An 11,928-nucleotide genomic window follows, 5' to 3' on the forward strand; every position below is an offset into this window, starting at 1 on the left:
AAAACTTAACGAGGGAGGGTCCCCAAAATAATGCGTTGAGCATTATTTTGGGGTGGTCTTGACCATGTTTTGACCAGCTTTTGACCACGATTTGTCCCATTTTTGACCATAAAACCTGAACGCGATTCTTGAAACAGGACTCTATTCGGGCGCCCCGCAAAAATCGAAAAGCGATTTTTACGGAGTATTTTTTATAGTCCCGACCTTCTTTAAGTAGTTGGTAAAAATAACGTTATCGAGGGTGCCCGTGTCGTAGATATTCCGAGCGGATTTCAGCATCTCGTAGCCGTCGCCGCCCGCGGCAAGGAAGCTGTTGGTTGCGATACGGTAAGTCTTTATTGGGTCGAGTGTTACGCCGTTGACCTTGACGTCCGCGGCCTTGCCGTCCTTGGGTGTGTAGGTGATTCCTGCCAGATGCAGGCTGCCGCCTGCGTTAGGCCCAATCGTAACATTATTATCAAGAACAACTTGCAGTTCTGAACCGGTAAGCTCCATCGTAACTATTGTGTTCTGGAACGGAATAGCTGCAAGCACATCCTTCATGGATACGTCGCCTGGAAGAATATCCGCCCGAACTCCGCCCTGGTTAGTAAAGGCTACATCGGAGTTTGTTTCATTGCGCATGAGCTCGGCAAGAAGGTCCCCAAACGAACGAACGTCAGAGCTGTCGATTCCTATGCCACGCACTAATGCAACTTCTGTTGAACCGATTCTGCCACCTATCTTTCTCTCGAGTTCGGCAGAGGCCGCCGCAATCTCTGCAGTCATTTTGGGGTCTGAAGGTGTTGAATCGGAGACCTCCAGCAGATCGCCTGAGTAGCCGACAACCTTGCCTTTCTTGACGTCGAAATCTAACTTACCTAAAATAATCCCCTTAGCGCCGATCTGCACGATTAAGGCATTGCCTATTTTTGTAGGTTCCTCGAGAATGGCGTGCGTGTGCCCGCCGACTATCACGTCAACGCGAGGCTCGGTGAGGGCAAGCGCTGAATCCGCCTCCCAGCCCCGGTGCGAGACGGCGATGATAAGGTCTTTATCTCCATATTTTAGAGAATCGAGGAGGAAGGCGAGTACCGAGTCGGCTGGGAGAAAGGAAAGTCCGCGCACGTTATCCGGGTTTGTGGAGACGCCCGCGTACTCGGTGGTCATACCGACGATTAAAACGCGCTGGCGGCCAACCTTTTTTTCGACAAATGCCTGGTACGGTCTCTTACCCGACGCATCAACGATATTTGCAGAAAGCATCGGGAACTTTGCAACCGCCATTGCGGAGTCGAGATTGCCTGTGCCGAAGTCAAACTCGTGATTGCCGAGACACATAGCCGTAAGCCCCATCTCGTTGAAAAGCTCCGTATCAAGCCTGCCGCCCGAGATGTTGGAGAGGGGGGTCCCCTGCGTGGCGTCGCCCGCATGAAGGAAGTAAAGGGTTGAACCGGACTCCTCGGCCGATTTACGAAGCGAGTCGACGAGGTATGCGATTCTAGCTAATCCTCCATAAGTTTCGCCTGAGCGCACCTTGATCGGCTCTATCTGACCGTGTGTGTCGTTGAGGTGGATTATAGTAAACTTCTCGTTCGCAAGCGCAAGCACCGGTAAAAGCGCGAGAGCCGCGAGCGCTCTAACAAATCTTGATTTTGACATGATTCCTCCTTTAGGCTTTTTGGAATTTTACGCAGGATTGGGAATGAGGCAAGCCTGGTTAGCTTGGAAGAATTTAAATAGTTTAAATGATACCTTTAATAAGTATTCCGTTCTATCTGCTTCTTCCATTGTTCTTCGACCCATATCTGCCAGCCCATACGTGTTATCTCTGCAAAGTTCTCAAGCGTTTTGAATTTCTGTACACCAGGGTTGTCTGCAAGCAACTTACAGGGAAAGGCAGGACATTCCGAGCAGTGTAAAAGCCCTTTGGAATGACAGCAGGAGCGAATCTTGCATCGGTCGGTCAGTCCGCCCTCCTGCTGACAGCCCGAACATATCGATGTCGTCGATAATTGCTTCATTGATTTGGCGATTATCTCCCCCTCCTCGCCGAAAAGCCTGGGGAAGTTAGAATACTCCTTCATCATCCTGCGCATGCGGGCTCCTGTCAAGCGTATGCAACCGGTAAACCAGTCGCATGTATGACAGTAAGAACCGCAGCATGAAAGGTAAATCTCTTTTTCTTTGTCGTAATTCACTGCAATCCTCCTCCTTGTTATGTCAGAATACACCATAGGATTCAGTTGTCAAGGCTTGCACATACTCAAAAAGGGCTTAGCAAGCTTCAATGCAATCGTTGAGATTAGGAAAAATCGATTCACCATTAAGGCAGATGCTTAACAGGTTCCCATAAGGTTTGCTGAAGTGAACCTTATGGGCTGAGTTTCACTCCCAGTTCCCGAAGGCTGTAATTGGAACCCCTGTTTTCTTTTCTGCGTTAAAGGCGAAATCATCGAGCTCGTGAAACGGAACAACCTCTACGGCGTTTTCAGGGATAGAGCGCTTGATTGAGTATATCTCTACGGATTTGGGCTTGATATCGGCAACCGCCTGCGTCCACATTGTCACGTCGCCGTCGTTCATGTTTCCGCGCAATCCTCCGACGAAGACCGATTGCAGGTTGACCCGTGGTCCTATCTTGCGGAGCTGCTCGAAGATATCTTCGTAAACGATATCAAGGGAAGGTCTGTTTATACGATGGAAGGTTGAGGGTTTCCCGGCATCGAACTTGAAAATGGGAAGGTCAAAGACGCTAACCGCTTCAAAAACATCCTCTCGTACAAGGCCCGAGCCGTTCGAAAGCAGGGCAAAGGTCTTTCCGGGATATGCAGAACGCAGAAAAGAATTTAGCTTGCTAGCAAGTTCAGCGAAATCCGGCCTCAGTGTAGGTTCGCCGTTTCCTGAAAGAACTACGGTGTCGAATTCGACACCGAACTCCATCCTTTCTTTCAAACCGCCGATTATCTTTTCAATTGAAGGCAGATCTTTTAAAAAAGGAGATATGTCGGCCGCAATCTTGTCGGATTCTCCGAATCTGCAGTACAGGCAGTTGAAAGAGCAGAGCTTGTAATTACCGGGCAGGGGGTTTATCCATAAAGTTTCACCCAGCTGAGGACTCGGTTCAGGCCCGTACAAACACCCTCTTACCCAGGGTGTATTCTCCATGGTTGCTCCTCCGTTTGGTCAATAGTAATCAAACTTCAATTCTTGTCAAGATTTGTTACAATGAATAGTTACCGCCGATAGTATATTTTATTCCATTGGAGACGTCGATTGAAGTTTTTTTGAGGTTCTCGCAAGTCTGCTAGCAATTCATTGCCTCAGTCGTGATTCCTGGAACCCGTGGAGGAGTGAATAATCACACATCCCTCGACGACAGCGTCCTAGTGTGCAGAACGCGCCCAATCGATCTCGAGGTGGTAATTCTTACCCCTACCTCGACGGGAGGAGGAGGGTGGCGAGTGGGTCAGACCTTTACGAGCTTTTCTTCCATATTGCGCACCCTGGCCGAGCTTTTGCGGTACTCTATCTCGTGGCCTTCGTTCTCGAGCTTCTCCGCCTGCGCCTGGATGCCGCCGGGGTATTTTCAATCCTCCTTTTCCCTAAAGGGAAAAGATCGGAGAATTTCCGACTATTTGTATTAAAGCGGACGCCTTAGATTATGGTTGAGGGGTCCCCGGTCGAACGCGTAGTGTTCGAGTGGGGTAAAAGAACGCGCCCTGTCCTCTTCCGCCGCCTTCGCGACTATGTTGAGGAAGATGCCCGTCGTTATGGGACAGGCGGAGTCGGTGCCGAAGTCCTGACAGAGCTTCTGCATTATCTGGGAGACGGTGGCAAGCTTACCCTTGGGGATTTTTCTTACGATATCCTCGATTATCCGGGGCGTGGCGATGATCATCTTGCCCGGCTTGAACGGCGGTTTGACGTCCGCCGGAACGTCCACGACTTTCGGCTCGGCGGGCTTTTCGACCTTGTCCCGCCAAGGGGTCAGGGATTTGGGTTTTGGTGACATACGCACTCCTTTGCTAATTATTCCATACCTTTAGTGGAATTAGCTTATCCATTCCACATACACTTCCCCAATCCACTTCTCGTCCACTTTACTGAACTTGATCCCGAATCCCCCCCGCTGAGGTATGTCTTATCGAAATTCTCACTTTTTATCCAGTAGTCCCCTATGTCGATGAGGACCACGGTATCCTGAAAAACCGGAAGAGAAAGGAAAACAGCCATGAAGTCGCCTTCCTTGTCCGCTTTTTTCTGAAGCTCATCTCTGGTGTAAAGAAGAATTTTTTTGTCCCCGACTTCCTTAGGAATAAGGAGCGGGTCAATCTCGTCTGCGGTCAGGATTATGTTTATGGTATCACTAAGCATGTTGAAGTCCGGGATATGCCCTTCGCTCAAACCCATTTCAAGTGTACGTTTGATAATATCCTTTTCATCCTGCCTGGTCAGATTGGGTACATCGGAAGCACAGGTTGTAATAAAGAATAAACCTAGAAATGACAAGAGCGCTCTTTTCATAACTTGACCTCCATTCTTATAGATTGTATGTTAATGCAAACTGGGGGGTTGTCAATCGAGATGTTCGCAATCTCGAATCAGAATGCCTGGAATTCCATGCGGCTGGAACGTCACCAGCGCCATGTCTGCGACTAGTTTTCCCTGGTAGGGATCAATGACGCCACCCACTCGCGCTTCGCCCAGAGCGCGCATCCGCCCGAGGTTTCCTTGAGTTCATTGTGATTGGCGCGGATCTTTGCCAGGAACTCGGACTTGAGGGCTTCCCTGAGGGGGATGTTCGCGAGGGAGGTGTCGGAGTAGGGTGCGAACGGGCAAGGCTCGAGCTTCCCCTCCGCGCTTACGTGCACGAACCCTCGTCCCGAGGAGAGACACCCGCCGAACTGTTCCTCGTCGCCGGGAAAGCAGATGAAGAGTCCGGGAAGGGCAGAGCGAAGGCTGTCGAGGTAGGTGAGCAGAAGAGAACGCTGATCCTGTGTGAGTATCCAGTCTTCGGTTCCAGCCTTGACCGGCACGTACTCGACGAAGAAGAAAAGCTTTGAGCCGCGCGAGATAAGGGAAGAGATGAAATGGCGGTCGGTGACTATCGGCAGGTTGAATCTGGTTACGGTGAATGAGATACCCGTGAATATATCCTTTGCATTGATGCGCTCGATGAGATCCTCGACGTACTCGAATATACCCTGGCCCCGGCGTTCGTCTGTCGCCTCCTCGTGTCCCTCCAAGCTTATGACGGGGATAACATTTCGAAGGGTGCGGATTCGCTCAAGCATCTGGTCGTCGAGGAGGAGGCCGTTCGTGAATACGGGGAATATGACCTGGGGATGGTCGCGTGCGATGTCGAGGATATCCGGGCGAAGGAGCGGCTCGCCGCCGGCAAGCATAACGATGGAGACGCCCAGCTCGGCCGCCTCGTGCACGATGCGGCGGAGAAGTTCATTGCTCATTTCGGCCTCGACAGATTTGCGAAGAGCCCTCGCGTAGCAGCCGGCGCAGTTCAGGTTGCACTGGTTGGTAACGGAGATTATCATGAGAGGGGGCACGTGGATATCCTGCTCGGCCATAGCCTCGCGGGTCTTGACCGCCTTTCGCTGGTTGTTGAGCGTACGCCAGAAGAAGAGCGTCTTTCCCGGATCGCGGAGATTGATCTTCAGGGCGTCCTTGAAGAGCGCCTTTATCTGCGAGTCGAATAGAGCGGCGTAAGATTCCTGCATGCTACTTTGGATACGTCTCTGGAAGAACCTTTGCAATCATGAAATTCGTGAACGCCTCCGGCTCCTCGAAGCAGGGCGAGTGTGCGGAGCGCTCGAACCAGACGTATTCCTTTTGCGGCGCCTCGAGCTTCTCGAAATAAGGGTAAGAGACGGAACCGGGAGTGTTGTAGTCGTGGCGTCCCACGCAGAAGTAGACGGGAACTTTGACGCTCGTGATCTCGGAATCGAGTTTTACCTCGAGGAGTTCCTGCCACATGTTCTTCATCGAAAAGACGCTTCCCCTGAGGTAGTTTAAGGATTCGCCGAAGGTGTACTCCTTGGTTGTAAGGAGAACCTTGACGATCATGGAATAATCGGTTTTTCCGAACCACCAGGCTCCGTACTTCGTTAACCACTTGCGCTCTGTCTGGATTCCCTTGAATGCGGGCTTGCCGTTTACGATATCGGTCTTGTATATTCCTGCTTCCGGCGGGCCGACGGATTCGAGTTCCTTCACAGCTTTCTTGTCCCCCCTGCGAATCGCCTCGTCATGACAGAATCTCCAGGATGCATGTTCGTTCGAGTCGCCCCGGACGAACTGGCCTATACCGACGTAGGCATAATAATCCTCAGGATAGCGCGAGATTGCATACATGCCGAGAACGGATCCCCATGAGTGACCAAGGAGGTATATCTTCTCCCGGCCGAACCTTTCCTTGAGGAGCGAGGTGAGTTCGCGGCAATCGGAGATGAACTGCTCGATGTTCATGCTCTCTTTCGGGATTTTGGATGAGTAGGATTTGCCCGCGCCGCGCTGATCCCACATTATTACCACGAAGTGTTTTTCGAGCGCAGGATTGAAGCGTGTTATCAAAGGCATCTCGGCAGAACCCGGCCCGCCGTGAAGGAATAGGAGAAGAGGTTTTGTGATATCCTCTCCCCGGATGAGTATCCACTGGTCCACCCCGCCGAGTCTTACTCTATCCAGAGATGTTATACTTCTTTCAAGAAGCTCGCCTCCCGGACCCTTTATTGCAGGCGTATACGCGCAAGAAACCGCGAAGATTAATGCGAATCCTGCAAGTGCGACTTTAATAAGGTTCAATCCTTCTCCTTTCGCATAATCCGGCTAATTCACCTCGACCAACTGAGGTCGATAATGCTATATGAAATGCAGATGGTGTCAACGAAGCCATTCAGTAAATCTCGAATGCACCATTAGTGATATCGATATGCACTCGCTTTCCCTTGAACGCATCCGCGCCCAGGACGCCGTCCAGCTTGATGAAACCGGCGTCATGGTGGGGATAGGATGTAACGTTCTTTAGCGCGACATTTCTGCCGTTGACGGAAATATCCAACGCGGGCACTTTTACCGCTTCAAACCGCTCCATTCCTCCTGCACCGCCGACTATTTGCGCGGTCTTGCGAGCATTCTCAAAGGAGATTTTCGTAAATAGATTGTCATATACGCCTGTTCTTGATGCACCAGTATCAAGAAAGAAATAGAGGGTCTCTCCTGACATAGCAGCGGTAACGATTGGATAGTCAAGCCAGAACAGGGATGGAGAAGCGTTAGGGACAATCACGGGTTTCTTTATTGTTATATGTTTTCTCAGGTAATCTATCTTGATATCCAGATTCTGGATTGCATTCCAGCCAATAATTCCGTCAATTTTAATAAAGGTCAATCCGAGCATCCTGAACTCAAGATTTTTAGAATCTATGATCATTGCCGGATGGTTCTCTATCTCGAGCTCGCCGATTTTGAGTTTTCTTATGGAAACAGGCTGAATGCCGACCTTCTTTGAGGTAGATGTAAGAGCCTGCGCTTCTGCGGACGATAGGGCAACCACGCCGCAATCCATTGCCGCATCAGAGGATAGTACGCTGAGACCTGCTCCTGTATCGAGCCAGAATCTGCGTTTGTTACCGTTTATTTCGACCTCTATTATCGGGGCGCCGGAAATGCTAAGCCTCATCGGGATTATTATCGAGTCCTTGGGAAAGATGTAGCGTTCGGGAGGCAACAGTCTGAACGAATTGATTAGGGAAATCGCGTTCTCATCGTCATCGGGAATTCCCAATATGGAAAGCGAATCCCACTCGGAGTAAAACAGATATAGACTGCCGAGGATTTTTTGCGAGTTTTCTTTCATTGTAGAATCGTTTGCAGCATGATAAAGCTCTCTGAAGACAGACACCGCTGATGAAAGCTGCCCCATCGACACAAGTCGGAGTCCGCTTATAAATTCAGTCTCCTCAGGGTTGGAACGCAACGAGTCAAGGGCAAGAAAATCCAATTCCTTAGCGGCTTCAAAAAAAATACTATCCCCGGTCCCTCCGAAAGCTGCCGATAAGAGAAGCATAAAAGCGAGCAAAAACTTTTTTATCAAGACTGACTTTCCTTTTCTATGGTTTTACACAGTCTGCAAAGACGTGCCATAATTCAAAAAGTTGCATGACTAAGCCCGTAAAACCAATCGTCACTTTGACAGGGCTTCTTTTGCATCAGCTGTAATCTGTTCCGAAGAGATACGCTTGAGATTGGAAATCCGGGTCGAGAACAGGCCTGCGGCAAGCACGGCAAGACATCCTCCTATCAAAAGCGTGTATGGAGCGCCTATCGCGTCTACAACCTTTCCCATGATAAGATTTCCGAAAGGCAAGGTGCCCATCATTGCTGCAGAGTAGAAGGCCATAACTCTGCCCCGCTTATCGTCGTGAACGATGTTCTGGATAAGCGTGTTGGATGATGCAAGAGTGACCATCATTCCGAAACCGGTTATAGAGGCAAGGGCCATCGTCAGCCAGAATGTTCTCGAGAAAGATACCAGAATGAGTCCTGCGCCGAAAAGAGTTCCGGCAATCGGTATGAATCTCCAAAGAACCGTGAAAGACTTTCGTGAACCGAGAAACATTGCACCGCACAGAGCGCCTACTCCAACAGCGCCCATAAGGAAACCGTAAGTGCTCGAGTCTCCGAATAGCACGACCTTTGCGACAACCGGCATCACAGTAATATACGGCATGGCTATTAGGCTCAGAAAGGAAACAAGAATTAAGAGCGAGCGTATTGGGGCAGACTTTACGGTGTATCGTGTTCCTTCAAGAAGATCTTTGAAGACGCTTTTTTCCCTGCGCTCTGGCCGCTCATAAGAAATCTTCATCGCAAAAAGAGAAGCGATAACGGCAAGGTAAGAAACCGCGTTAACGACAAAACACGCCCGCTCGCCTGCCGCCGCTATGATTATACCCGCTATTGTAGGTCCGATAAGGCGAGCGCCGTTGAACATGGCTGAGTTAAGGGCTATGGCCGAGCCAAGGTCTTCCTTCTTTGAGACCATCTTCACGATGAACGCCTGCCTTGCCGGCATGTCTACAGCGTTTACGAGCCCTAAGAAGAGACCGAGGCCGAATATATGCCATATCTGGATGGTGTTGGTAAAGACGAGAACCGAAAGCAGCGCGGCCTGAAGCATCGAAAGCGTCTGCGTCGCGAGAATGATTCTTCGGCGGTCGAATCTATCAACAAGGACGCCTGCAAAAGGCATTATCAAAAGATTGGGTATCTGGCTCACAAAGCCGACCAGGCCCAAAAGGGTCGCCGAACCCGTAAGCTTGTATACAAGCCATGCCATCGCCACCTGCTGCATCCAGGTTCCGATTAAGGAGACGCCCTGACCTAAAAAAAACAGTCTGTAATTGTAATGTTTGAGAGCCCTCAACGTATGAGCGAGATTCCGCCTTCGGTTGTTGATGAATCTGGATATATCAAGCAATTCCGGAAACTCCCTTTGTCGACTGGAATTCTTCGAGATGCGTATAAATAATGATTACCGGCACCCCGGATAATGATGTCATTTGAGATGCAATTATAATCTCCAGTCGAACGGTGTCAACTCAATCGTGCTGCAAGATACTAAGCCGCGGTATTTGCAGGAACACGAATTATCATCATCTAACCGTTCAAAAGTCCCATAACAACAACGTCATGGTAGCCGCCTGAATCGTGGTGGGCTTCTCTTTTTACACCTTCTCTCTTGAACCCGAGTCTTTCCAAGAGCGCCAGGCTCCTCGCATTGAAATCGTAAACCTCGGCCTCTATCCTGTGGCAGCTGCGGGAAAAAAGTTTGCTAACAAGAAGAGAGAGCGCCTCATAGGCGTAACCCCTGCCGCGCTCCTCGCCAAGCCCGAACCGTAGCCATGCAAATCGCTTGCTGGAGTCCATCCAGTTTATCCTAATGTATCCTATCGGTCTTTCTGAATTATTAAGCGCTATCATGAAATACAACTCCGATTGCGACTCTATCGACTTTCTTATGCTTTCCTTTTCATCTTCGAGGGTGATATTGCTATCTTCATCCAGCGCCATGCTTTTGAAATAAGGCTCCGATTTCCATCGGAATACATCCGAGGTGTCATCTAAAGTAACCCCTCTCAGGGATATCCGTTCTGCCTTGAGTATTGATTCTTTCATGGTTAATTCTAAACGTCGAGCGGAAGAAATCAAGAACATGGAGCCAAATGTTTTTTATAAGATCGCGCTTCCGGGTGTTGACAACCCTAGTATGCTGGCTAAACTCCCTAACGATGAACCCGGCTGAAAGGATAAAGTTGCTGAACGATTATATTGCTCTTCATCCGTCATCAAAAGCGTTTGCACGCCTTGCAGAAGCATATGCGGAAGCGGGACAGGTAGACTACGCTCTGGGTCTCATTGAAAAGGGGCTCAAGGAGCACCCCCATTATCTGCCTGCGCTGGTTCTGCGCGCGCAGTATCTTTTGAGACAGAATCAGCCTTTCAAAGCGGAGGAATCCCTGAGGGGAGCCTTATCGGTCGATCCTGCAAACATTGACGCGCTGAGGATGCTTCTTGAGCTTGAGATGAAACGCGAGGCTGCAGGGCGCGGGATGACGGCAAAAAAATTGGCCGCCCTCGATCCGGGCGACCCTCTTGCACAAAAGGCGCTTTCAGAAGAGACAAAACAAATATCCCCCTTTACAACGCGCAGCGTAGCAGAGCTTTACGAAAGCCAGGGATACTTGTCGGAAGCGCTCCGAATCTATAGGGAAATATTGCGGCTGAATACTGAGGATAAGGAAATCGGCGCAAAAATAAATGAGCTGGAGGCTCGAATCAATGGAACAAAGACTTCGTAAGCTTAAGCTTAAAATGAAGAAGGAAGGCCTTGACTCTCTTCTCGTGACGAATTTGACCAATGTCAGATATCTTACAGGTTATTCCGGCTCTAATGGATACGTTTTCATCGCAGAAAACGTTCATTTTTTTACCGATTTCAGATACCAGGAACAAGTAAAGCGTGAGGTTACTAAAAGAGCCCGCATCCACATCATCACAAAGGGTTTTTTTGATGCATTAGGCTCGGTACCCGGACTAGGAAAGCTAAGGATGATTGGATTTGAAGCCGATAAGGTAACCGTTTCTTTTCTTGAGGAGCTTAAAAAGAGCCTGAAGAAGCAGGGAAACTTCAAATGGGTCCCTACGAAGAATCTAGTCGAGGATATGCGCAAGGTCAAAGACCAGGAGGAGGTCGAGCACATTGCAAAAGCCGCTGCAATAACGGATAAAACCCTCAAGGAGGTATTCCGGCTCGTGAAGCCTGGCGTCACTGAACAGGATCTTTCCGCAGAGATAGCTTTCAGATTCATGCGGTATACAGCCTCTCCTCCGGCATTCGACTCGATAGTTGCATCAGGGCCCAACAGCGCCATGCCTCATGCGCATCCAACAAACCGCAGGCTCCGCAAGGGAGATTTTCTGACATTCGATATAGGCGCGCGCTGGAATGGATATTCCGCGGATCTTACGAGAACGGTGGTCATAGGAAGGGCGGGTGAAAAGCACAAGGAGATTTACAAAATCGTTCTCGACGCTCAAAGAAAGGCTCTTGAAGGCATCCATGCGGGAATCGAGGCAAGAAAGGCGGACGCCCTCGCAAGAGACGTTATTAAGGCTGCAGGCTACGGCGAGTATTTCGGGCACAGCCTTGGGCATGGAGTAGGGCTTCAGACCCATGACGGCATAGCTCTTTCCTCGCTCGCGAAAGACAAGGTTCCGGAAGGCGCGGTTGTTACCGTGGAACCGGGCATATACATCCCCGACTGGGGCGGCGTAAGGATTGAGGATCTTGTACTTGTTTTGAGAAACGGCGTTAAGCTTCTCTCGCATTCCCCTCGCGGGAAGCTGCTGGAGCTATAGGAGGCATAA

The 11,928-nt window shown here is 50.0% G+C and carries 12 protein-coding genes; 2 read left to right on the forward strand and 10 right to left on the reverse strand.

Annotation, left to right across the window (positions count from 1 at the left end; genetic code table 11):
• Positions 1-177: 177 nt before the first annotated feature.
• From GX441_10255 to GX441_10300, 10 genes are all read right to left on the reverse strand, one after another.
• Positions 178-1,641, reverse strand: a complete 1,464-nt coding sequence (locus tag GX441_10255) for a hypothetical protein (GenBank protein ID NLI99024.1) — start codon at positions 1,639-1,641, stop codon at positions 178-180.
• Between the two features lie 95 nt (positions 1,642-1,736).
• Entirely contained in the window at positions 1,737-2,180 is a 444-nt protein-coding gene (locus tag GX441_10260; GenBank protein NLI99025.1) for a DUF3795 domain-containing protein, read from the reverse strand.
• A 187-nt stretch (positions 2,181-2,367) separates the two neighbouring features.
• Positions 2,368-3,147: a hypothetical protein gene (locus tag GX441_10265; GenBank protein NLI99026.1), complete on the reverse strand. Its 780-nt coding sequence runs from the start codon at positions 3,145-3,147 to the stop codon at positions 2,368-2,370.
• Between the two features lie 475 nt (positions 3,148-3,622).
• Positions 3,623-3,994, reverse strand: a complete 372-nt coding sequence (locus GX441_10270; GenBank protein ID NLI99027.1) for a hypothetical protein — start codon at positions 3,992-3,994, stop codon at positions 3,623-3,625.
• Positions 3,995-4,038: 44 nt separating this feature from the next.
• Complete coding sequence (locus tag GX441_10275) at positions 4,039-4,506, reverse strand: hypothetical protein (GenBank protein ID NLI99028.1); 468 nt, start codon at positions 4,504-4,506, stop codon at positions 4,039-4,041.
• Positions 4,507-4,637: 131 nt separating this feature from the next.
• Entirely contained in the window at positions 4,638-5,717 is a 1,080-nt protein-coding gene (locus GX441_10280) for a radical SAM protein (protein ID NLI99029.1), read from the reverse strand.
• A gap of 1 nt (position 5,718) precedes the next feature.
• Positions 5,719-6,801 carry an alpha/beta hydrolase gene (locus tag GX441_10285; GenBank protein ID NLI99030.1) on the reverse strand — a complete coding sequence of 361 codons (1,083 nt, stop codon included), beginning with the start codon at positions 6,799-6,801 and terminating at the stop codon, positions 5,719-5,721.
• 91 nt (positions 6,802-6,892) lie between these two features.
• Complete coding sequence (locus GX441_10290) at positions 6,893-8,065, reverse strand: hypothetical protein (protein ID NLI99031.1); 1,173 nt, start codon at positions 8,063-8,065, stop codon at positions 6,893-6,895.
• A gap of 117 nt (positions 8,066-8,182) precedes the next feature.
• Positions 8,183-9,457, reverse strand: a complete 1,275-nt coding sequence (locus GX441_10295) for an MFS transporter (GenBank protein NLI99032.1) — start codon at positions 9,455-9,457, stop codon at positions 8,183-8,185.
• Between the two features lie 200 nt (positions 9,458-9,657).
• Positions 9,658-10,176 (reverse strand): GNAT family N-acetyltransferase, encoded by a 519-nt coding sequence (locus tag GX441_10300; protein ID NLI99033.1) that lies wholly within the window; start codon positions 10,174-10,176, stop codon positions 9,658-9,660.
• A gap of 113 nt (positions 10,177-10,289) precedes the next feature.
• Between GX441_10300 and GX441_10305 the strand changes: the two genes are divergently transcribed.
• On the forward strand, positions 10,290-10,859 hold the full coding sequence (locus GX441_10305; GenBank protein NLI99034.1) for a hypothetical protein: 570 nt from the start codon (positions 10,290-10,292) through the stop codon (positions 10,857-10,859).
• Positions 10,840-11,919, forward strand: a complete 1,080-nt coding sequence (locus GX441_10310; GenBank protein ID NLI99035.1) for an aminopeptidase P family protein — start codon at positions 10,840-10,842, stop codon at positions 11,917-11,919. Before GX441_10305 ends, GX441_10310 begins: the two co-directional genes overlap by 20 nt.
• The last annotated feature ends 9 nt before the right edge of the window (positions 11,920-11,928 follow it).

It is taken from the genome of bacterium (assembly GCA_012517375.1).
GTDB lineage: Bacteria > Hydrothermota > Tepidihabitantia > B3-TA06 > B3-TA06 > JAAYVC01.

Coding starts and splice junctions, on each gene's coding strand:
- GX441_10280 (NLI99029.1), bottom strand. CDS start 5,717: ATGCAGGAATCTTACGCCGCTCTATTCGACTCGCAGATAAAGGCGCTC.
- GX441_10290 (NLI99031.1), bottom strand. CDS start 8,065: ATGCTTCTCTTATCGGCAGCTTTCGGAGGGACCGGGGATAGTATTTTT.
- GX441_10255 (NLI99024.1), bottom strand. CDS start 1,641: ATGTCAAAATCAAGATTTGTTAGAGCGCTCGCGGCTCTCGCGCTTTTA.
- GX441_10275 (NLI99028.1), bottom strand. CDS start 4,506: ATGAAAAGAGCGCTCTTGTCATTTCTAGGTTTATTCTTTATTACAACC.
- GX441_10305 (NLI99034.1), top strand. CDS start 10,290: ATGAACCCGGCTGAAAGGATAAAGTTGCTGAACGATTATATTGCTCTT.
- GX441_10300 (NLI99033.1), bottom strand. CDS start 10,176: ATGAAAGAATCAATACTCAAGGCAGAACGGATATCCCTGAGAGGGGTT.
- GX441_10310 (NLI99035.1), top strand. CDS start 10,840: ATGGAACAAAGACTTCGTAAGCTTAAGCTTAAAATGAAGAAGGAAGGC.
- GX441_10265 (NLI99026.1), bottom strand. CDS start 3,147: ATGGAGAATACACCCTGGGTAAGAGGGTGTTTGTACGGGCCTGAACCG.
- GX441_10270 (NLI99027.1), bottom strand. CDS start 3,994: ATGTCACCAAAACCCAAATCCCTGACCCCTTGGCGGGACAAGGTCGAA.